The following is a 21446-nucleotide window of genomic DNA, read 5'->3' as shown; positions in this document are numbered from 1 at the left end:
AATCGGCTCCCCCTTCGCCAGGTTTCAGCTGTCGTAATCGATCGCGTGGCGCAGCTGTTTCTCGTATTCCAGCGCCTTGCCGGTGCCCAGCGCCACACAGTTCAGGCTTTCGTCGGCAATCGATACCGCCAGCCCGGTCTGTTCGCGCAAAGCCAGATCAAGATCGCCCAGAAGCGCGCCGCCGCCAGTCAGCATCACGCCGCGGTCGACAATATCGGCGGCCAGATCGGGCGGGGTGGTTTCCAGCGCGGTCATCACCGCTTCGCAGATCGCCTGCACCGGCTCGGCCAGTGCTTCGGCAATCTGGGCTTGGGTCACTTCGGTTTCTTTCGGCACGCCGTTCAAAAGGTCGCGACCGCGGATCACCATCGTCGCGCCACGGCCATCGTCGGGCATCCGCGCGGTGCCGATGGAGGTTTTGATGCGCTCGGCGGTGGATTCACCGACGAGGATATTTTGTTGACGGCGCAGATAGTTGACGATGGCTTCGTCCATCCGGTCGCCCCCCACACGCACCGAACGCGCATAAACGATGTCGCCCAGCGAGAGCACCGCAACCTCGGTTGTGCCGCCGCCGATATCAACCACCATGTTGCCGGTGGGATCGGTGATCGGCATGCCTGCGCCAATCGCTGCCGCGATGGGTTCGGCAATCAGCCCGGCCTTGCGCGCGCCAGCGGAAAGAACCGACTGGCGAATGGCGCGTTTTTCGACCGGTGTTGCGCCGTGGGGCACGCAGACGATGATCTTGGGCTTGGAAAAGGTCGAACGTTTGTGCACCTTGCGGATGAAATGCTTGATCATCTCTTCGGCGGTATCGAAATCGGCAATCACACCTTCGCGCATCGGGCGGATCGCCTCGATGCTACCGGGTGTACGGCCCAGCATAAGCTTTGCATCCTCGCCCACGGCCAGCACCTTTTTGACACCGTCCTTGACGTGATAGGCCACAACAGAAGGTTCCGCCAACACGATGCCCTTGCCCTTGACATAAACCAACGTGTTGGCTGTGCCGAGGTCGATGGCCATGTCGGCCGAGAACATGCCGGTCAAATCTGACAATGAAAACATTTTGGAGGTTACCTTGCCTTTTCGGTGCCATTGATCATCGGGCCGCGACTCTGCACCGAAGTCCGACCAAGCGCACTTATACGGAGGTGGGCGAATATGTGAAAGGGCCGTTGCAAGAGGTGTCGGCGCTAATCTGCCCAGAGGAGGGATTTTGGGGCATTGGCGGGCATCATGGCGGGGCGTGATAATGTTGAGATTGTGCAATATTTGGCGGTTTGGTGCGACGTTTTTACAAGGCTTTGATGGAGATAGTGTGATTGCGGGTCGCGCAAAAGGGGCTCTGCCCCCGCCCCTGCGGGCCTCCCCCGCGGTATTTTTGAACAGAAGAAGGCTTTTTGGCCCCGCGGGGTGGGAATGTCGCTTTCCCGCCTTCACTGGTCGGGCTGGTTTTGCGCGATCAGGTGCGGCGTTGTATTTACAGGGCAACATCGGATTGGAGTGAGCCTCGTGATGAAGACCCATGTCAAAGCGCTTGTCGTTGGCGGCGGTGCCGTTGGTACATCGATTGCCTATCATCTGGCGCGTGCCGGGTGGCAGGATGTGATGCTGTTGGAGCGGGATGAACTGACCTCCGGGTCGACCTGGCATGCGGCGGGGCTCTTGCCATTATTCAACATGTCTTATGCCACCAGCCACATTCACGACTACTCGGTGAAGTTCTATAAGTCGCTTGAGGCAGAGACCGGGCTGAACGCCGGGTTCTCGGTGGTGGGCAACCTGCGGATGGCGCAAAGCCGGGCGCGGATGGATGAGTATATGCTCTACGCCTCGACTGCCGAGACGGTGGGCGTGCCCTATGAGTTGATGACACCCGATCAGATCAAGCAGCGCTGGCCTTTGGTGCGGACCGAGGATTTGGAGGGAGCGATTTACCACCCCACCGATGGCTATATCAATCCGGCCGATGTGACGATGGCGATGGCCAAGGGCGCGCGGCAGCGCGGCGTGGTGATCGAGCGCAAGTGGCAGGTGGATGGCTATGAGTGGACCGGGTCGGAGTGGCGAGTCAGCCTGACCAAGATGGTGGAGAAGGGCGGCAATCTGGTGGCCTCTGAGGAGTCCACTGTGATTACGGCGGAACATGTGGTGACGGCGACCGGCAACCATGCGCAGCGCACCGCGCGGCTGTTGGGGATCAAGATCCCCGCCATCCCGGTCGAGCATCAGTTCATCGTGACCGAGCCTGACCCGGCTTTGGTTGAATATCGCAAGACCCAAGGCGAGCACCCGGTGCTGCGCGATGCTGATGCCAAGTGGTATGTGCGCGAGGAGCGCGGCGGCTGGATCCTGGGCCCCTATGAGCGCGGTGCGCCGGCGCGGTTTGAATACGGGGTGCCCGACAGTTTCCGCGCCGACCTGTTCCCGCTCGATCTGGACCGGATCGAAGAGGAATACATGAGCATGATCCACCGGATTCCGTCGTCGGAGACCGTGGGCCTTAAGGACGATTTCAACGGGCCGATCTGTTACACCCCGGATGGCAACCCGCTGGTCGGGCCTGCGCCGGGGCTGCGCAATATGTGGCTGGCTGAGGGGTTCTCGTTCGGGATCACCGCCGCTGGCGGCACGGGCTATTATCTGGCGCAGATGATGGTGGAGGGCGAGGCCGAGATCGACATGGCCTCGCTTGACCCCAAGCGGTATGGCCGCTGGATCACCACCGAATATGCCGCGCGCAAGAATGAGGAGTGTTACGACCACGTCTTTGTTCTGCACCACCCGGATGAAGAGCGTGAGGCCTGTCGCCCGCTGCGCACTGCGCCGTGTTATGACCGGATGAAGGCGCGCGGGGCGCAGTTTGGCTTCGTGAACGGGTTTGAGCGGCCGAATTACTTCGGGCCGTTGGATGCGCCGGACAGCTTTGACCACGATGCGCGCTCGTTCCGCCGGGGCGGCTGGTGGCAGCATGCGGTCGATGAGGCCCGCGCGGTGCGCGAAAGCGTTGGCATGATCGACGCCTCGGCCTTTACCAAGCACATCGTGACGGGCGCTGGCGCGACCGGGTTTCTCGACTGGTTCACCACCAACAAGCTGCCGCGCGTCGGCCGGATCAACCTGACCTATGCGCTGACCGAGGCGGGCACCACGCGCACCGAATACACCATCGTGCGGCAGGGCGAGGACAGCTATTACCTTGTCTCCGCCGGGGCGCTGACAGATTACGATGGCGACTTTCTGCGCAAATCAGCCGAGGATTACATGGCTGAAACCGGCAAGATGGTGCTGGTGCAGGATGTGACCACGCAATACGGCGTCTTTGCCGTGGCGGGGCCTTTGGCGCGGGCGTTGTTGCGCGATGTGATCAAGGATGGCGATCCTGACACCGCCCTGTCGAACAAGCGCTTTCCGTGGCTGTCGATGCAGCATATCGAGCTGGGGATGTGCCCGGTGATGGCGATCCGGGTGGCCTATACCGGCGAGCTGGGTTGGGAATTGCACCACCCGATCGAGATGCAGAATTACCTGTTCGATCTGCTGGAAGCGGCGGGCAAGAACCACGGGCTGCGGCTGGTGGGCGCGCGGGCGCAGAACTGGCTGCGGCAGGAGAAAAGCTATCGCGCCTTTGGCACTGAGCTGGGCCGGGATGCGACGCCGATGGAGGCGGATCTGCCGCGCTTTGTGGACCTTGAGAGCGACTTTCGCGGCAAGGACGCGATGCAGGCGCTGGGGGTGCGGTCGAAGTGCTGCACGCTGTTGATTGACGGGCCGGAGGATGCCGATCCCTGGGGCCGTGAGGCGCTGTATCTTGACGGGGAAAAGGTCGGGCGGCTGACCTCGGGCGGCTATTCGGTGGCCTTTGGCAAGAGCATCGGCATGGGCTATGTGCGGCCTGAGCTGGCGGTTGAAGGCACACGGCTGAAGGTGCGGATCATGGGCGAATTGTGGGATGCGGAAGTGACCTGTGACAGCCCGTATGACCCGAAAAACGAAACCATCCGCAAGGACGGCTAAGGCTTTACAGGCGCGGCACGGGTGTCTCCTCGGTCCGCGCCTGACGGCTCCGGCATGCATCTTCTGCACGGGCTTGTCATTCGCCGACCTGCGCGCCAAGGATGCGGCGGGCAAAGAGGGCAGGGCATGCAGGACAACACACGCGGCGCGCTGTTGATGATGGGCGCGATGGCCGGATTCACCATCAACGACACCTTTATCAAGCTCACCGCCGGGGACGTGCCGCTGTTTCAGCTGATCTTTCTGCGCGGCGTTCTGGCGAGCCTGTTCCTGTTCTTTCTGGCGCGCCACCTTGGGGCGCTGAGGTTCGATCTGCCGCGACGGGACTGGCTGTTGGTCGGGTTGCGCAGCGCAACCGAGGTCGGCGCGACGGTGTTTTTCCTGTCGGCGCTGTTCCGGATGCCGCTCGCCAATGTCACCGCCATTCTGCAAATCCTGCCGCTGAGCGTGGCGCTCGGGGCGGCGCTGTTCCTGCGCGAGCCGGTGGGCTGGCGGCGCTGGATTGCCATCGCAGTGGGCTTTTGCGGCATGCTGCTTATCGTGCGGCCGGGGCCGGAGGGGTTCAGCACCGCCACGTCGTTCGCGCTCGTCGCCGTGGTCTGCTCGACCCTGCGCGATCTGGCCACCCGGTCGATGTCACGCGAAGTGCCCTCGATCTTGGTGTCGTTCATGGGGGCGGTGTCGGTGATGGTCTTTGCCGGAGTGGCCAGCCTGCCCGCCGGATGGGAGCCGATTGCACCGGCAAATGCGCTGCTGATCGTGCTGTCGGCGGGGTTTATCCTGATGGCGTATCTGTGCAGCGTGATGGTGATGCGGGTCGGCGAGGTCAGCTTTACCGCGCCGTTCCGCTATACCGCGCTGCTTTGGGCGCTGGTCCTGGGCTATCTGGTCTGGGGCGACTGGCCTGCACCTTTGACGCTGTTGGGGGCGTTTATCGTGGTGTCGATGGGGGTGTTTACCCTGTGGCGCGAGTCGCGCCGGTCACGCAAAAATCGCGCGTACCCTGTCAGATGAAATCGCAAAGGTGTCGTTGAAATAGCGCTCGCCCTTGTCGTCGAGGCGCTTGAGTTTGACCTTGGTGACCTTTTCGCCCTGACGGCTGTCATTGTGATCATTGTGGCCGCGCACAAACATGTCTTCGTGGGTGTAGGTCACGGTGGGCATAAAGCGGTTTAGCCGGTTGTGGCCAAAGTTCATGATGGTGTGGCGCGCCCAGGGTTTGACAGCCATCGCCAGCGCGACCCCCCAATAGGGGGTGACGTTGGCCTCGGCCATGATGCCTTCGCTGTCGGGGCGGGCGATAAAGCCGCGATTGAAGTCAAAGCCCACCAACCGGTGATCGCGCAACAGGCCGGGGCAATCGGCAGCAGCAGCGCGCAGGCGTTCGACAAAGGTGACCGCAACGGCGTCATCGTCATCGTGGCGGAACTGCAGGCAGGGCTGGCCAAACTCGCCGCGCGCGTCATTGATGATCTCGGCCATCACCGGGCGATGTTCGCGCGGCGGGTGGGCAACAATGCGGGCTTGGGGGAAATCGGCCACCAGATCCTGCAGGCGGTCGGACCATTGGCGCGGCAGTTGATCGCCGACCACAATCAGAAACAGGAAATCGCCATCGGTCTGGGCCTTGAGGCCGGGCAGGGTGATCGCCTCGAAATGGCGGAACCGCTCTTCCATCCGGGCGCTGTCATAGAGGTAGGCAATGCGGTCTTCGATGCTGTCATGCTCGACCTGAAAGCCGCCAAGACCGGGATAGGAAAACCGGCACAATCCAATGACCTGCATCGCGTTTTACTCCTGTTTGGACCGTGCTACTGCATGTCGCAGCCTTGCACTCCGCCGCCGCTGTTGGCAAGCGGGGTGGCGCTGTTGACAAGCCACGCGACTCCCCATATAGCCACCCCATCTCGGCACCGGGGGTCGCCCCACCGTCGACATCATATTGCTGTGGTCACGATCCGGGCACTTACCGCTCCGATCCTCTGATAACAAACCGCGTCGTAGACCTCGGAATGGCTGCGATCGCGGGTTTTGCGCTTGTGGACGTACCTGCGCAGTAAGATACACCGCATGGGGCCGCCCTCATGCACCAAATTGAGAGCGAAACCGGGGAAGATACCTCTATGCCAACGATCCAACAGCTGATCCGCAAACCGCGTCAGCCCAAAGTCAAGCGCTCCAAGTCGCAACACTTGGAACAATGCCCGCAAAAACGTGGCGTTTGTACGCGCGTCTATACCACCACACCGAAAAAGCCGAACTCGGCGATGCGGAAAGTGGCTAAAGTCCGTCTTACCAACGGCTTCGAAGTCATCAGCTACATCCCCGGTGAAAGCCACAACCTTCAGGAGCACTCTGTGGTTCTGATCCGTGGCGGTCGTGTAAAAGACCTTCCCGGTGTGCGTTACCACATCCTTCGCGGTGTTCTGGATACCCAGGGCGTCAAAGACCGTAAACAACGCCGTTCGAAGTACGGCGCGAAGCGTCCTAAGTAAGAGGATCTATAGATGTCCCGCCGCCACGCCGCTGAAAAACGCGAAGTCCTGCCTGACGCCAAATATGGTGACACGGTTCTGACGAAATTCATGAACAACCTGATGATCGACGGCAAAAAGTCGGTCGCAGAGAGAATTGTCTACAATGCGCTTGATCGCGTTGAAGGCAAAGTAAAACGCGCCCCTGTGGAAATCTTCCACGAAGCGCTCGACAATATCAAACCGTCGGTCGAGGTTCGCTCGCGTCGGGTTGGTGGTGCCACCTACCAGGTGCCGGTCGAAGTGCGCCCCGAGCGTCGTGAAGCTCTTGCGATCCGTTGGCTGATCAACGCCAGCCGCGCCCGCAATGAAAACACGATGGAAGAACGCCTCGCAGGCGAGCTGCTGGATGCTGTCAATTCCCGCGGTTCCGCTGTCAAGAAGCGTGAAGACACCCACAAGATGGCCGACGCGAACAAAGCGTTCAGCCATTACCGCTGGTAAATTCAGAGGCTTACACACATGGCACGCGATTATCCGCTAGACCGCTATCGTAACTTCGGCATCATGGCCCACATCGACGCAGGGAAAACAACCTGCTCGGAACGGATCCTGTTTTACACCGGCAAATCCCACAACATTGGTGAGGTGCACGATGGTGCGGCCACCATGGACTGGATGGAGCAGGAACAGGAACGTGGGATCACCATCACTTCGGCTGCGACCACCACATTCTGGGAACGCACCGAAGATGGCGAAACGCCCGATAGCCCCAAGCACCGTCTGAACATCATCGACACCCCCGGCCACGTTGACTTCACCATTGAAGTTGAACGCTCGCTGGCGGTGCTCGATGGTGCGGTCTGTGTGCTTGACGCCAACGCTGGTGTCGAACCCCAAACCGAAACCGTGTGGCGTCAGGCTGACCGCTACAAGGTTCCGCGGATGGTGTTCGTCAACAAGATGGACAAGATCGGCGCAGACTTCTTCAACTGCGTTGCAATGGTCGAAGACCGTACCGGTGCCAAAGCCGTGCCGGTTGGCATTCCGATCGGCGCAGAAACCGAGCTGGAAGGTCTGATCGACCTCGTCACCATGGAAGAGTGGCTGTGGCAGGGTGAAGACCTTGGCGCGAGCTGGATCAAAGCACCGATCCGCGACAGCCTCAAGGACATGGCCGACGAATGGCGTGCCAAAATGATCGAAGCCGCCGTCGAAATGGACGACGACGCGATGGAAAACTACCTGATGGACGGCGATGAGCCGGACGTCGCAACGCTGCGTTCGCTGCTGCGCAAAGGGTGTCTGTCGCTGTCCTTCGTTCCAGTTCTCGGTGGTTCGGCGTTCAAGAACAAAGGCGTTCAGCCGCTGCTCAACGCTGTGATCGACTATCTGCCCAGCCCGCTGGACGTTGTTGATTACATGGGCTTCAAACCCGGCGATGAGACAGAAACCCGTAACATCCCGCGTCGTGCGGATGATGATATGGCGTTCTCGGGCCTGGCGTTCAAAATCATGAACGACCCCTTTGTTGGCTCGCTGACCTTTGTCCGGATCTATTCGGGCAAGCTCGTCAAAGGCGACTCGATGCTGAACTCGACAAAAGGCAACACCGAGCGTGTTGGCCGGATGATGATGATGCACTCGAACAACCGTGATGAAATCAGCGAAGCTTTCGCTGGCGACATCATCGCGCTTGGCGGTCTGAAGAACACCACAACCGGTGACACACTCTGTGCCAAAAACGATCCGGTGGTTCTGGAAACGATGACTTTCCCCGATCCCGTGATCGAGATTGCTGTCGAGCCCAAAACCAAGGGCGACCAAGAGAAGATGTCGACAGGCCTCGCACGTCTGGCGGCAGAAGATCCGTCGTTCCGCGTCGAAACCGACATCGAATCCGGCCAGACCATCATGAAGGGCATGGGCGAACTTCACCTCGATATTCTGGTGGATCGTCTGCGTCGTGAGTTCAAGGTCGAAGCCAACATCGGTGCGCCGCAGGTGGCTTACCGCGAGACCATCGGCCACGAAGTCGAGCACACCTACACCCACAAGAAACAGTCGGGTGGTTCGGGTCAGTTCGCCGAGGTCAAGCTGATCATCTCGCCAACAGAGCCGGGTGAAGGTTACTCGTTCGAGTCCAAGATCGTTGGTGGTGCTGTTCCCAAGGAATACATCCCCGGCGTCGAAAAAGGCATCAAATCGGTTATGGACAGCGGCCCGCTTGCCGGCTTCCCCGTGATCGACTTCAAAGTGTCCTTGATCGACGGTAAGTTCCACGACGTTGACTCCAGCGTTCTGGCCTTCGAAATCGCGGCTCGTATGGGCATGCGCGAAGGTATGCGGAAAGCTGGCGCCAAGCTGCTGGAACCGATCATGAAGGTCGAAGTTGTGACGCCCGAGGATTACACCGGTGGTATCATCGGCGACCTGACCTCGCGTCGTGGCCAAGTGACCGGCCAAGAGCCGCGCGGCAACGCTGTTGCGATTGCTGCGATGGTGCCGCTGGCCAACATGTTCGGCTACATCAACACCCTGCGTTCCATGTCTTCGGGCCGCGCGCAGTTTACGATGCAGTTTGACCATTACGATCCTGTTCCGCAGAACATCTCGGACGAGATCCAAGCGAAATACGCATAAAGAACGGGTGGCGGGGTTAACCCCGCCCTACCCACCACCGTAGGGTGGGGTTCGCCCCACCATCCGATAGAAAATAAGGGAGCCATTACCATGGCAAAGGAAAAGTTTGCGCGTACCAAACCGCATTGCAACATCGGCACCATCGGCCATGTTGACCACGGCAAAACTACGCTGACCGCAGCGATCACCAAATACTTTGGTGACTTCAAATCCTACGACCAGATCGATGGCGCGCCGGAAGAAAAAGCTCGTGGCATCACCATCTCGACCGCACACGTCGAGTATGAAACCGAGAACCGTCACTACGCCCACGTCGACTGCCCCGGCCACGCTGACTATGTGAAAAACATGATCACCGGTGCCGCGCAGATGGACGGCGCGATCCTGGTTGTGAACGCGGCCGACGGCCCGATGCCCCAGACCCGCGAGCACATCCTGCTTGGCCGTCAGGTTGGCATTCCCTCGATGGTTGTCTTCCTCAACAAAGTCGACCAAGTCGACGATGAAGAGCTGCTCGAGCTGGTCGAAATGGAAGTTCGCGAGCTTCTGAGCGCCTATGACTACCCGGGCGACGACATCCCGATCGTTGCGGGTTCCGCACTGGCGGCGATGGAAGGCCGCGATCCGGAAATCGGCGAAGAGAAAATCAAAGAGCTGATGGCCGCTGTTGACGCGTACATCCCGCAGCCGCCGCGCGCGGTTGACGAGCCGTTCCTGATGCCGATCGAAGACGTGTTCTCGATCTCGGGTCGTGGTACGGTTGTGACCGGTCGTATCGAACGCGGTGTGATCAACGTTGGCGACGAAATCGAAATCGTCGGCATCAAAGACACCAAGAAAACCACCTGTACCGGTGTTGAAATGTTCCGCAAGCTGCTTGATCGCGGTGAAGCTGGCGACAACGTTGGTGTTCTTCTGCGCGGTATCGACCGTGAAGGTGTTGAGCGTGGGCAGGTTCTCTGCAAGCCGAAGTCGGTTAACCCGCACACCAAATTCGAAGCGGAAGCCTATATCCTGACCAAAGACGAGGGTGGCCGTCACACGCCGTTCTTCGCCAACTACCGCCCGCAGTTCTACTTCCGGACCACAGACGTGACCGGCACCGTGAACCTGCCCGAGGGTACGGAAATGGTCATGCCCGGCGACAACCTGAAGTTCGAAGTTGAACTGATTGCGCCGATCGCCATGGAACAAGGCCTGCGCTTCGCGATCCGCGAAGGTGGCCGCACCGTCGGTTCCGGCGTGGTGTCCAAAGTTCTCGATTAATCCTTTTCGGGATTAACCGTTACATGATGCGTGGGGTGGGCAATCTTTGCCCACCTTACACTTTTCGGGGCCGATGAAGGGGCAGGGTGGTCCTGCTTCATCCTCTCGAGACCCAACGCCAATGAAGGCTAAGACCAATGCAAAGCCAAAACATTCGCATTCGGCTGAAGGCGTTTGACTACCGTGTGCTGGATTCCAGCACTCAGGAAATCGTCAACACTGCCAAACGGACCGGCGCCAATGTGCGCGGGCCGATTCCGCTGCCGAACAAGATCGAGAAATTCACTGTTCTGCGTGGCCCCCACGTGAACAAGAAATCGCGCGACCAGTTCGAAATCCGGACTCACAAGCGCCTGCTCGACATCATTGATCCGACCCCCCAGACCGTGGACGCGCTGATGAAGCTCGACCTGGCCGCTGGTGTGGACGTCGAAATCAAGCTGCAAGCGTAAGGAGGGCATGAACATGATGCGCTCTGGTATTATCGCTAAAAAAGTCGGGATGACTCGCCTCTTTCAAGAAGATGGCAAGCAGATCCCCGTAACCGTTCTGCAACTGGACAGCCTCCAGGTCGTGGCACAACGTACTGCGGACGAGCACGGCTATACCGCCGTTCAGCTTGGCGCAGGCACAGCCAAGGCAAAGCGGACCAGCCAAGCGATGCGCGGCCACTTCTCGAAGGCCAATGTTGCGCCCAAGCGCAAGGTTGCCGAGTTCCGCGTTGCCCCCGATGCAATGATTGGTGTGGGTGAAGAGCTCACCGCCGACCATTATTTCGAAGGTCAGTTCGTTGACGTGTCCGGCACGTCGATCGGTAAAGGCTTCCAAGGTGCCATGAAGCGGCACAACTTTGGCGGTCTGCGTGCGTCGCACGGTGTTTCGATTTCGCACCGTTCGCACGGCTCCACCGGTCAGTGTCAGGATCCGGGCAAGGTCTTCAAAGGCAAGAAAATGGCCGGTCACATGGGTGCGGTGCGTGTCACCACACAGAACCTGCAAGTGGTGAAAACCGATGCAGACCGTGGCCTGATCATGGTCAAAGGCGCCGTTCCCGGCTCCAAAGGCGGTTGGGTGACCGTTCGTGACGCGGTGAAGAAGCCGTTCCCGGACAATGCCATTCTGCCCGCGGGTCTGAAATCTGCTGCTGAAGCGGCTGCCAAAGCCGCCGACGAAGCCGCCGCCGCCGCAGCCGCAGAGGCCGAAGCCGAAGCAAAGCGTCTTGCTGAAGAGCAAGCAGCTGCTGAAGCCGAAGCGCTGAAGTCTGCCGAGGCCTCGATCGAAGCCGAGAAGAAGGAAGGCGACGAATGAAACTCGACGTAATCAATCTCGACGGCGGCTCTGCCGGTTCTGTCGAGCTGGACGACGCCCTGTTCGGTCTCGAACCGCGCGCCGACATCCTGCACCGTGTGGTGCGCTGGCAGCGTAACAACGCGCAGGCCGGTACGCACAAGGTCAAGACGCGCTCGGAAGTGAGCTATTCGACCAAGAAGATCTATCGCCAAAAGGGCACCGGTGGCGCACGCCACGGCGCGCGTTCGGCTCCGATCTTCCGCGGGGGTGGCGTTTACAAAGGCCCGACCCCACGGTCGCACGGCCACGATCTGCCCAAAAAGGTCCGCAAGCTGGGCCTGATGCACGCGCTGTCGGCGAAAGCCAAAGCCGGGCAACTGGTTGTGATCGAATCCGCCGCGTCCGAAGGCAAAACCAGCGCGCTGGCCAAACAGATCCGTGATCTGGGCTGGAAACGCGCGCTGATCATCGACGGTGCAGAGATCAACGAAGGTTTCGCGCAAGCTGCGCGCAACATCGAAGGTCTGGATATCCTGCCGTCGATGGGCGCAAACGTCTATGACATCCTCAAGCGTGACACTCTTGTGCTCACCAAAGCGGCTGTCGAAGCTCTGGAGGCTCGTTTGAAATGAGTGCGAAAGCAGAACATTACGACGTGATCCGCAAGCCGATCATCACCGAGAAAACCACAATGGCGTCCGAACATGGTGCCGTGGTTTTTGAAGTGGCGATCGACGCCGCCAAACCCCAGATCAAAGAGGCCGTTGAGGCGCTGTTTGGTGTGAAGGTCAAAGCGGTGAACACCACGATCACCAAAGGCAAAGTCAAACGCTTCAAAGGCCAAATCGGCAAGCGTAAAGACGTGAAAAAAGCCTATGTGATGCTCGAAGAGGGCAACACAATCGACGTGACAACCGGGCTGTAAGCCCTGCGGTGGGTTGCAAACCCACCCTACGGAAATTTGAGAGGCTCCGCCGAAAGGTGGGGCCTTTTTCAATTGGCGTCGAAAAGCCGTTGCCAGTTTTGCCGGGCATGGACCACCCGAAGAATGCGCAGTGCCTCGTCTTCCACGCGATAGAACATCAGGTGTTCGGCGGCACGGTAGACCCGTGTGGGATTGGTAAACTCGGTGCGGATGGGCGCGATTTCCGGCATGTCGCAGAGCAGGGCAAAGCTCTTGTTGAGATCCGAGAGATAGCGATCCGCATGCGCAAAACCCCAGGTTTGGGCGCTGTACTGCCAGATCGCCTCCAATTCGGCCAAGGCTGTCGATGTGATAACGAGGGGAAGCGGGCTAATCCGCTCCATGCTTAGTGTGCATTTTCGCAAGGAACGCATCGAAGTCGAACGGCTGAGGCGGGCCGCTTGCCTCTGCCTCGTCCAGCAAAAACTGAAGCTCTGCGATGGCCTGTTGCCGCTCTTGGTCGAGCCGGATCAGGTGGCGGACATAGTCGCTGGTATTGCTGAAGGCGTGGTCCTTCAGCCGGGCTTCGACCCAGTCTTTCATCTGATCGGGGAGGGAGACGTTCATGGTGGCCATGTGGGGAAGGTAGAATGGATGGCAAAGTTTGTCAAATCGGTGCGCGGCCGGTAACTTGAAATGACGACTTTTTCGTGTGAGGGTTCCAATGAATGCGTTCATCGGACGAAGAAATTGATATACATTTTAAAGTTCATTTTTGGATCACCGCTGCGAGAAGACGTGGCTGTTTTCATTTCCCCAAACCATGATTCCATGAAGCGCTGCTCAGATTTTGCCGCAGCAATTTTGAGGCTGGGCGCATTGATGTTGTTACTCGCTTATTCTCTCGAAAATGGCGCATTGGAGTTCTTTAATAGTGTCGACGATCGCAACTTTAGAGGTTTATCAAAACTCATTTTTTTCGGTTTCATCGCGTTTCTGTTCTGCGTACTTTTTGCGCGAACTTTGACGTATGTAATCGGAGCCGGAATGGCTTTTCTTTGGGGGATGTTTCCAGAGGGGTATCTCTCGGGGGTCGGCTTGCCGCAAAAGGAAGGCGTTGAACTACTAGATTCTCGCTCTGCGCGCTTTAAATACAAGCTGATCTTAACCCTTGTTTTGTTTTATGTTATTTCAGTTATGTTGGGCAGCTTGTTCGGGATGTTTTTTATCGTCTTAGAGATCGAGCAATTCCTACGGAAAAATGGATAGGCAGCTTTCCGGTCGGCTTCACTTGACCCCACACCCCCCATCCCTTATCAGACCCCATCCGCACCGCCCCAGATTCGTCTGGGGCGCTTGCGTTATGGCCGCAAGGCACTTCGAACCGGGCACCTACGGGGGCCTATAACTTGGGCACCTACGGGGGCCTTCAAACATAGCGGGGCGCAACACACGCCCTCGCATTGCTAAACGGAAGACAGAAAGCATGGCACTTAAGTCGTATAAGCCGACGACGCCGGGCCAGCGCGGGCTGGTGCTGATCGACCGTTCGGAGCTGTACAAAGGACGCCCCGTCAAAGCCCTCACCGAGGGTCTGACGAAATCGGGTGGCCGGAACAACACCGGACGTATTACATCACGCCGCCGTGGTGGTGGGGCAAAACGCCTCTATCGTATCGTGGATTTCAAGCGCAACAAACTCGACGTCAAAGCCGTCGTAATGCGCATCGAATATGACCCTAACCGCACCGCGTTCATCGCGCTGGTCCAGTACGAAGACGGCGAGCAAGCCTACATCCTTGCCCCGCAGCGTCTGGCGATTGCGGACACGATTGTTGCAAGCCAAAAGGCCGATATCAAGCCGGGCAACGCGATGCCTTTCTCGGGCATGCCGATCGGTACCATCGTTCACAACATCGAACTGAAACCCGGCAAGGGCGGCCAGATCGCACGCGCCGCCGGCACTTATGCCCAGTTTGTTGGTCGTGATGGTGGCTACGCTCAGGTTCGTTTGTCCTCGGGCGAACTGCGCCTCGTGCGTCAGGAATGCATGGCCACCGTTGGTGCCGTGTCGAACCCCGACAACAGCAACCAGAACTTCGGTAAAGCCGGCCGTATGCGTCACAAGGGCATCCGCCCGTCTGTGCGTGGTGTCGTCATGAACCCGATCGACCACCCTCACGGTGGTGGTGAAGGCCGGACTTCGGGTGGTCGTCACCCGGTGACCCCATGGGGCAAGCCGACCAAGGGTGCGCGCACCCGCAACAAGAACAAGGCGTCGCAGAAGCTTATCCTGCGCTCGCGTCACGCCAAGAAGAAGGGTCGCTAATATATGTCGCGCTCTGTTTGGAAAGGCCCCTTTGTCGATGCTTACGTGCTGAAAAAAGCCGAAGCGTCGCGCGAATCCGGTCGTAACGAAGTTATCAAAATCTGGTCGCGCCGCTCGACGATCCTGCCCCAATTTGTGGGTCTGACGTTTGGCGTGTACAACGGCCGGAAGCATATCCCTGTCAACGTCAGCGAAGACATGATTGGTCAGAAGTTCGGTGAATATTCGCCGACACGGACCTATCTTGGCCATGCCGCCGACAAAAAAGCGAAGCGGAAGTAAGTCATGGGCAAGGAAAAGAACCCCCGCCGCGTGGCCGACAACGAAGCAATGGCAAAACTGCGCATGCTCCGGACGTCGCCGCAAAAACTCAACCTCGTCGCTGGTCTGATCCGTGGCAAAAAGGTTGAACGTGCGCTGACCGATCTGGCGTTCTCGAAAAAGCGGATTGCTGCGGATGTGCGTAAGTGCCTCCAATCGGCCATCGCCAATGCCGAGAACAACCACGGTCTTGACGTGGACGAGCTGATTGTGGCCGAGGCCTATGTTGGCAAGAACCTGATCATGAAACGCGGTCGCCCTCGGGCCCGTGGCCGGTTCGGCAAGATTCACAAGCCGTTCTCGGAAATCACCATCAAGGTGCGTCAGATCGAGGAGCAAGCCTAATGGGTAACAAAACCAATCCGATCGGCATGCGTCTTCAGGTCAACCGCACCTGGGACAGCCGCTGGTACGCTGACACCAAAGACTATGGTGATCTGCTGCTGGAAGACCTCGCAATCCGCGATTTCATCCACGAAGAGTGCAAACAGGCGGGTATCTCCCGTGTGATCATCGAGCGTCCGCACAAAAAGTGCCGCGTGACGATCCACACCGCCCGTCCTGGTGTCATCATCGGCAAGAAAGGTGCAGACATCGAAGGTCTGCGCAAGAAAATCGCCTCGATGACCGACAGCGAACTGCACCTCAACATCGTTGAAGTGCGCAAGCCCGAGCTTGATGCCCGCCTCGTTGGCGAAAGCATCTCCCAACAGCTCGAGCGTCGTGTGTCCTTCCGCCGTGCGATGAAACGTGCCGTTCAGAACGCCATGCGCATGGGGGCCCTGGGTATCCGGGTCAACGTCGCGGGCCGCCTAGGCGGTGCCGAGATCGCCCGGACCGAATGGTACCGCGAAGGTCGCGTGCCTCTTCACACCCTGCGGGCCGATATCGACCACGCACATGTCGAGGCCATGACCGCCTACGGCATCATCGGGATCAAGGTCTGGATCTTCAAAGGTGAGATCCTCGAGCATGACCCGCAAGCGCGTGACCGCAAGGCACAGGAACTCCAGGACGGTCCGGCCCCTCGTGGTGCCGGTGGCCGTCGCTAAGGGAGAGTAACCAATGCTACAACCCAAACGCACCAAATTCCGCAAGATGCACAAGGGCCGGATTTCCGGCGAAGCAAAAGGCGGTAGCGACCTGAACTTTGGCACTTATGGCCTTAAGGCGCTTCAGCCTGAGCGTGTGACTGCACGCCAGATCGAAGCTGCACGTCGTGCCATGACCCGTCACATGAAACGTCAGGGCCGTGTCTGGATCCGTATTTTCCCGGACACACCTGTCACCTCCAAACCCACCGAAGTTCGGATGGGTAAAGGTAAAGGTTCCGTGGATTATTGGGCCGCCAAGGTCAAACCCGGCCGCGTGATGTTCGAAATCGATGGCGTCAACGAAGACATCGCGCGTGAAGCGCTGCGTCTTGCTGCGATGAAGCTGCCGATCAAGACTCGCGTCGTGGTTCGCGAAGACTGGTAAAACGTGGCGGTGGGTTGCAAAACCCACCCTACGGACCAAAGCCCCCGTCGAGCAATCGGCGGGGGCTTTTATTTTTTCGAGTATTCAGCAGGTAAACGGGATGTGTAGTACTGCGAAATAGACCGTTCCCCATTTCCATCATTGGCAGTTTTCGACGCTTTTCACGACCTGTGAATTTGAGGTTTTTACGATATAGGTGCAAAAGCAATCTTCGGATAAAACTTGCCTTATACTTGGTCGATTATGTATCGATTGCAGGGACAGTACACCGCCACGGAAGTTGCATGGGGCCTAAAAATGGGTCTACGTATGAGGCTGAGCTGATTTGCATAGGAATTATGCTCAAATGTTTCTTGCGGAATATGAAAGAAATCGGGAGGGGCTGATGATTGCGTTTAATAGAAGCATTTCTAATGGCAGTAACTATGTGCTTGTCAGCTGGGACAGTTTTGGCTGACCGTGGGCAGGCGCTCGCATGGGCGGACTATTTAGCACTTGGGGAGCAATGTCTCTTGGATGGCCAAGAGGGTTGGGACCAGGGAGACATTCGTGTTCTCAATATGGTCTTGATACGCGCAGTGGGGGGCAACGAAAGCGACGCGTACGCCGCTGCTGAACGATACGAAGATAATTCGGTGCGACATTCCGAGGATCGCAAGAATCAGGTCAGTTGGTTTGTGTCTGAGTGCAAAAAAGTTCTCGGGGCTATCGGCGATTAGACGTGTTCGATTTCGGCTCGAAGCCGACGTCCATCAAGATATCCTGCGCCTCAGTCGAACTTCCGCGACGGTGCCAGAACCTTGGCCTCACCGATCAGCACCTTCTTACCATCGACCGCGCAATGGCACTCCAGCGTCACCCGGCGTTTGGCGTGGTCGATGTCGGTCACCTTGACCTCGGCGTAAACCATATCACCGGGCCGCACCGGGGCGAGGAACTTCAACGTTTGCCCCATGTACACCGTGCCGTGGCCCGGGAGCTGTTCACCGATCACCGCAGAGATCAGCCCAGCGGTGAGCATGCCATGCGCGATACGGCCCTCAAAGATCGTGTCCTGCGCATAGTCGTCGTCCAAATGCACCGGGTTGCGGTCGGTCGAGATCTCGGCAAACATTTCGATGTCACGGTCAGTGACCTGCTTGCGGATGTACCGGGTCATTCCCATTTCGATATCTTCGATGCAGATCGTTCCGCGGGGCATATTGTCGAACATCTGGGGCTCCATTGCACGGCCTTCGAGTAATAAGTGCGTAGCTTTGCGTGACTATTGGTAACTTTATTACTTTGCGACTGCAGAAATTTCAAGCATTTTCCGCCAAACCGCGCCTTTGGTCGCAGTCTGTGGGGCCTGTGGACAGTGGGTCTCGTTGGAGTTGTGGGGACTAAAACAGCAAAAGCCCCCGTCGCGGATGCGTCGAGGGCTTTGCTTTTCAGGTGTTTGCGCAGTTTGCTCTAGCGCAGAAAGCCGATGGTGTAGCTTGGGCTGATCTGTTCCTGCGCCAGATAGGCTTTCAGCGCTTCCGGCTCGGGTTGCTCTTTGGTGCGGGTCTCTTCGGCGGCCAGACCGCCCGAGATGAACAGGCTGTCGATGTCTTCGCCCATCGCTCCGTCAATATCGGTATGCGGCCCGTCGCCAATCGCGAGGATCGCGGCATCGCCCACGCCGGGGCGAATCTCGGCCAGACGGCGGCGCGCGAGGTCATAGACCGGCGGATGCGGCTTGCCGAAATACAGGCTGCGGCCACCCATTTCGGTATACAGCGCCGCAATCGCCCCGGCGCAATATTCGCGAGTTTCGCCCCGGTCAACCACGATATCGGGGTTGGCGCAGAGCAACGGCAGGTCTTTTTGTTTGGCCAACAGCAGTTCGGGCCGCAGAACTGACGGCTCGGCCTGGGCATCAAACGGACCGGTGCAGACGATGCCCTCGGCCTCGTGCAGCGACACGCGTTCAATCTCGACCGGGTCGTTGATCAATTGCAGCGGCCCAAAGAAGCGTTCGTCAGACGGCGCACCGATGTGAAACACCTTTTTGCCCACCGCGCCGGTGAACATGGCCGCGCGGGCGCTGTCGCCGCTGGTGGCAATGGTGTCCCAGGCGTCATCGGGCACGTTAAAGGCACGCAGTTGGTCGGCCACCTCATCGCGCGGGCGGGGGGCGTTGGTCAGCAAAACGACGGTGCCGCCCCGGGCGCGAAAGCCTTGCAAGGCGGCGACGGCGTCGGGGAAGGCGGTGATCCCGTTGTGGACGCAGCCCCAAAGGTCGACAAAGGCGGCGTCGTAGCGGTCGGAAATCTCGGACAGGGACTGGATGATCTGGGTCATGGGGGCCTCATTTGCAGGGTTACCCAAGACTTAGGGCAAGTACGGGGCTGCTTCCAGCCCCGCTGCCATTGTAACGCGCGCAGAGAGCCGATCAGCTCTGCAACGCCTCCCACATCTCAACGTCGCGCTGCGCCGTCCAGATGCGCGGGGTATCGAGGCCGCGGGCCTCGTCATAGGCGCGGGCAACGTTGAACGGCAGGCAATGCTCATAGATCGCATAGTCGGCGAACTTGGGATCACATTCGGCGCGCACCGCGTCCCAGGCTTCCTTGAGGCTGCCACCCCGCGCCGCAACACGCGCTGCCGGACGATAGGTGCTGCCGACGAAATCGCGGGTGTTCTCAATCGCTGCGTTCACCATCTCGCGGCCGATCAGGGCATCGCCCCGGCCGGGTGCGATAGCGTCAACGTCATAGGCTTTGATCGCGTCCAGCGTACGGCCCCAGTCGCCAAAATGGCCATCGCCGCAATAACAGGCCGAGTGGTATTCAACGATGTCACCGGTGAACATAACGTTCTGATCCGGCACATGAATCACCGCGTCACCGGCGGTATGGGCGCGGCCCAAGTGGCGAATATCGACGCGGCGATTGCCAAGGTAAACGGTCATGCCATCGGAAAACGTCGTGGTGGGCCAGGTCAGGCCGGGGATGCTTTCATGCCCCTCAAACAGGCGCGGGAAGCGTTGGAATTCGCTGTCCCAATCTTCCTGCCCACGTTCCACCACCATCGCGCGGGCGGTGTCGGACATGATGATCTGATTGGCGCCAAAGGCCGACGCGCCCAGCACCCGCACCGCGTGATAATGGGTGAGCACGACGTGGCTGATCGGCTTGTCTGTCACCGTACGGACGCAATCGATCACCTTGTTCGCCAGCCGGGGCGTGGCCTGCGCCTCGACGATCATCACGCTGTCATCGCCGATGATGACGCCGGAATTGGGGTCGCCCTCGGCGGTAAAGGCATAAAGCCCCTCGCCAACTTCGGTGAAGGAAATGTTCTTTTCTGACATGTCACCCTGAGAGGCGAAGGCTTTGGCCATATGTCTGGTCCTTTTGTCGAATGCGCCGGTGTCGGCGTTGGAGAGTGTGGGCAGGTGCCGGGAGGGCTTAGCGCGCGTAGGGATCGGTTAGCGCAGGCAGCAGCGTGCCAGAGCAGGCACCGAAGCCGATCTGATAGCCGTCGCCGTGCGCCGCGCCGTGCAGGGTGAGCGTATCGCCGTCTTCGAGAAAGCTGCGCTCTTCGCCGGTGTCGAGGGTCAGCGGCTCCTTGCCGCCCCAGCTCAGCTCAAGCAGTGAGCCGCGTTCGGGCTTTTCCGGGCCAGAGATCGTGCCCGACCCCAACAGATCGCCGGGGGTCATCGGACAGCCGCTGGTGGTGTGATGCGCCAATTGCTGCGCGGCGGAATAATACATCGCATTGTAATTGGTGCGGGTGATGGTGGTGGCGTCTTTGCCCTCGGGCGCCAGCGTGACCGACAGGTCGATGTTATACAGCATCGGCCCAGCGTCGCGCAGATGCGGCAGTAGCTCGACCTCGCGGGCGGGGGTGTCACAGCGAAACGGCGACAGCGCCGCGCTGGTCACGATCCACGGGCTGATCGTGGTGGCGGTCGCCTTGGCCTGAAACGGGCCGAGCGGTTGGTATTCCCACGCCTGAATGTCACGCGCTGACCAGTCGTTCAGCAGGACGTAGCCAAAGATCATCGCGTCCGCTTCCTTGACCGTCACCGGCCCGTTGGACGACTGGCCAACAATCGCGCCCATCTCCAACTCAAGGTCGAAGCGGGCGCAGGGGGCAAAGCGCGGCGCATCATCGTTCGGGCCTTTCAACTGGCCCCAAGGGCGGCGCACCGGCGTGCCCGAGACCACGATCGAAGAGGCGCGACCGTTGTAGCCAATCGGGATGTGCAGCCAGTTCGGCGGCAGGGCGTTTTCAGCCCCGCGAAACATTGTGCCGACGTTGGTGGCGTGGTGCCGCCCGGCGTAAAAGTCGGTGTATTCGCTGACAAGGAACGGCAGGTGCATGTCTGCCTTGGCCCGGTCCACCAGCAGCGGCTCGACGCTGGGACGGGCTTCGCTGCCCTCGGCCAAAAGGCCAGTCAGGGTGTTGCGCAGCCGTTCCCAAAGCGCGGGGCCTTCCTCCATCACCTCGTTCCAGAACGGCACATCAAACAGCGCGGCGGTGTCGAAATCCAGCAGCCCAAGGTCTTCTGCCGCCTGACAATCGAGGATCTTGTCGCCGATGGCCACACCACAGCGCGGGTCTTCGTCGCCGACAGAAAAAACGCCATACGGCAGGTTGTTGAGGGGGAAGGGCGTGTCGGGCGCATTGGCGCTGTCGACCCAGCTTTTCATCAGGGGCATGTGTCTTCCTTTGCTATTCAGTCGTG

General features: G+C 59.3%; 24 protein-coding genes. 16 read left to right on the top strand and 8 right to left on the bottom strand.

Going from position 1 to position 21446, the window contains the following annotated elements:
- Positions 1–24 precede the first annotated feature (24 nt).
- Positions 25–1071 carry a rod shape-determining protein gene (locus tag ACW9UO_RS07650; protein WP_457088369.1) on the bottom strand — a complete coding sequence of 349 codons (1047 nt, stop codon included), beginning with the start codon at positions 1069–1071 and terminating at the stop codon, positions 25–27.
- A 450-nt stretch (positions 1072–1521) separates the two neighbouring features.
- Between ACW9UO_RS07650 and ACW9UO_RS07645 the strand changes: the two genes are divergently transcribed.
- Positions 1522–4023 carry a GcvT family protein gene (locus ACW9UO_RS07645; protein ID WP_457088368.1) on the top strand — a complete coding sequence of 834 codons (2502 nt, stop codon included), beginning with the start codon at positions 1522–1524 and terminating at the stop codon, positions 4021–4023.
- Positions 4024–4149: 126 nt separating this feature from the next.
- On the top strand, positions 4150–5037 hold the full coding sequence (locus ACW9UO_RS07640) for a DMT family transporter (protein ID WP_457088367.1): 888 nt from the start codon (positions 4150–4152) through the stop codon (positions 5035–5037).
- Here ACW9UO_RS07640 and ACW9UO_RS07635 read toward each other — a convergent pair.
- Entirely contained in the window at positions 5005–5808 is an 804-nt protein-coding gene (locus ACW9UO_RS07635) for a putative rhamnosyl transferase (protein ID WP_457088366.1), read from the bottom strand. The genes ACW9UO_RS07640 and ACW9UO_RS07635 overlap by 33 nt on opposite strands.
- Positions 5809–6146: 338 nt before the next feature.
- On the opposite strand from ACW9UO_RS07635, the gene rpsL reads away from it, so the two are divergent.
- The 8 genes from rpsL (at position 6147) to ACW9UO_RS07595 (ending at position 12621) form a co-directional block, all read left to right on the top strand.
- Positions 6147–6518, top strand: coding sequence for a 30S ribosomal protein S12 (rpsL, locus tag ACW9UO_RS07630; RefSeq protein ID WP_008883423.1), 372 nt, complete (start codon positions 6147–6149; stop codon positions 6516–6518).
- A gap of 12 nt (positions 6519–6530) precedes the next feature.
- Positions 6531–7001 (top strand): 30S ribosomal protein S7, encoded by a 471-nt coding sequence (gene rpsG, locus ACW9UO_RS07625; RefSeq protein WP_457088365.1) that lies wholly within the window; start codon positions 6531–6533, stop codon positions 6999–7001.
- 18 nt (positions 7002–7019) lie between these two features.
- Positions 7020–9140, top strand: coding sequence for an elongation factor G (gene fusA / locus ACW9UO_RS07620; RefSeq protein ID WP_457088364.1), 2121 nt, complete (start codon positions 7020–7022; stop codon positions 9138–9140).
- A 90-nt stretch (positions 9141–9230) separates the two neighbouring features.
- Positions 9231–10406 (top strand): elongation factor Tu, encoded by a 1176-nt coding sequence (gene tuf / locus ACW9UO_RS07615; protein WP_457088363.1) that lies wholly within the window; start codon positions 9231–9233, stop codon positions 10404–10406.
- 137 nt (positions 10407–10543) lie between these two features.
- Complete coding sequence (gene rpsJ, locus ACW9UO_RS07610; protein WP_323768096.1) at positions 10544–10858, top strand: 30S ribosomal protein S10; 315 nt, start codon at positions 10544–10546, stop codon at positions 10856–10858.
- Between the two features lie 13 nt (positions 10859–10871).
- Positions 10872–11714 (top strand): 50S ribosomal protein L3, encoded by an 843-nt coding sequence (gene rplC, locus ACW9UO_RS07605; RefSeq protein WP_457088622.1) that lies wholly within the window; start codon positions 10872–10874, stop codon positions 11712–11714.
- A complete protein-coding gene (gene rplD, locus ACW9UO_RS07600; RefSeq protein WP_457088362.1) occupies positions 11711–12328 on the top strand; it encodes a 50S ribosomal protein L4 in 618 nt (205 codons plus the stop codon). The genes rplC and rplD overlap by 4 nt, the downstream gene beginning before the upstream one ends.
- On the top strand, positions 12325–12621 hold the full coding sequence (locus tag ACW9UO_RS07595; protein WP_457088361.1) for a 50S ribosomal protein L23: 297 nt from the start codon (positions 12325–12327) through the stop codon (positions 12619–12621). Before rplD ends, ACW9UO_RS07595 begins: the two co-directional genes overlap by 4 nt.
- A gap of 68 nt (positions 12622–12689) precedes the next feature.
- Here ACW9UO_RS07595 and ACW9UO_RS07590 read toward each other — a convergent pair whose 3' ends face one another.
- Positions 12690–13004, bottom strand: coding sequence for a type II toxin-antitoxin system RelE/ParE family toxin (locus ACW9UO_RS07590; RefSeq protein ID WP_457088360.1), 315 nt, complete (start codon positions 13002–13004; stop codon positions 12690–12692).
- Positions 12991–13236 carry a type II toxin-antitoxin system ParD family antitoxin gene (locus ACW9UO_RS07585; protein ID WP_457088359.1) on the bottom strand — a complete coding sequence of 82 codons (246 nt, stop codon included), beginning with the start codon at positions 13234–13236 and terminating at the stop codon, positions 12991–12993. The genes ACW9UO_RS07590 and ACW9UO_RS07585 overlap by 14 nt, the downstream gene beginning before the upstream one ends.
- 162 nt (positions 13237–13398) lie before the next feature.
- Here ACW9UO_RS07585 and ACW9UO_RS07580 point away from each other — a divergent pair, with 162 nt between their 5' ends.
- The 6 genes from ACW9UO_RS07580 to rplP all read left to right on the top strand — a co-directional run bounded on the left by ACW9UO_RS07580 (position 13399) and on the right by rplP (position 16729).
- The gene (locus ACW9UO_RS07580) at positions 13399–13869 is read left to right on the top strand and encodes a hypothetical protein (protein WP_457088358.1); all 471 of its coding nucleotides are present in this window, start codon (positions 13399–13401) and stop codon (positions 13867–13869) included.
- A gap of 217 nt (positions 13870–14086) precedes the next feature.
- Positions 14087–14929 (top strand): 50S ribosomal protein L2, encoded by an 843-nt coding sequence (rplB, locus tag ACW9UO_RS07575; RefSeq protein WP_457088357.1) that lies wholly within the window; start codon positions 14087–14089, stop codon positions 14927–14929.
- Between the two features lie 3 nt (positions 14930–14932).
- Complete coding sequence (rpsS, locus tag ACW9UO_RS07570) at positions 14933–15211, top strand: 30S ribosomal protein S19 (protein ID WP_457088356.1); 279 nt, start codon at positions 14933–14935, stop codon at positions 15209–15211.
- A gap of 3 nt (positions 15212–15214) precedes the next feature.
- Positions 15215–15595, top strand: coding sequence for a 50S ribosomal protein L22 (gene rplV, locus ACW9UO_RS07565; RefSeq protein ID WP_457088355.1), 381 nt, complete (start codon positions 15215–15217; stop codon positions 15593–15595).
- Positions 15595–16302 carry a 30S ribosomal protein S3 gene (rpsC, locus tag ACW9UO_RS07560; RefSeq protein WP_457088354.1) on the top strand — a complete coding sequence of 236 codons (708 nt, stop codon included), beginning with the start codon at positions 15595–15597 and terminating at the stop codon, positions 16300–16302. Before rplV ends, rpsC begins: the two co-directional genes overlap by 1 nt.
- A 13-nt stretch (positions 16303–16315) precedes the next feature.
- Positions 16316–16729 carry a 50S ribosomal protein L16 gene (gene rplP, locus ACW9UO_RS07555; protein WP_457088353.1) on the top strand — a complete coding sequence of 138 codons (414 nt, stop codon included), beginning with the start codon at positions 16316–16318 and terminating at the stop codon, positions 16727–16729.
- Positions 16730–17498: 769 nt separating this feature from the next.
- Here rplP and ACW9UO_RS07550 read toward each other — a convergent pair.
- From ACW9UO_RS07550 to fahA, 4 genes are all read right to left on the bottom strand, one after another.
- Positions 17499–17942 (bottom strand): MaoC family dehydratase, encoded by a 444-nt coding sequence (locus ACW9UO_RS07550; protein ID WP_457088352.1) that lies wholly within the window; start codon positions 17940–17942, stop codon positions 17499–17501.
- Positions 17943–18181: 239 nt separating this feature from the next.
- Positions 18182–19054: a TIGR01459 family HAD-type hydrolase gene (locus ACW9UO_RS07545; protein WP_457088351.1), complete on the bottom strand. Its 873-nt coding sequence runs from the start codon at positions 19052–19054 to the stop codon at positions 18182–18184.
- A gap of 91 nt (positions 19055–19145) precedes the next feature.
- Positions 19146–20096, bottom strand: a complete 951-nt coding sequence (locus ACW9UO_RS07540; protein WP_457088350.1) for an MBL fold metallo-hydrolase — start codon at positions 20094–20096, stop codon at positions 19146–19148.
- 67 nt (positions 20097–20163) lie between these two features.
- A complete protein-coding gene (gene fahA / locus ACW9UO_RS07535) occupies positions 20164–21420 on the bottom strand; it encodes a fumarylacetoacetase (RefSeq protein WP_457088349.1) in 1257 nt (418 codons plus the stop codon).
- Positions 21421–21446 lie beyond the last annotated feature (26 nt).

The sequence above is a fragment of the Marinovum sedimenti genome (assembly GCF_054052205.1).
The sequence above is the reverse complement of the archived record's forward strand: the minus strand, read 5'-3'. Positions and strand labels throughout refer to the sequence as shown.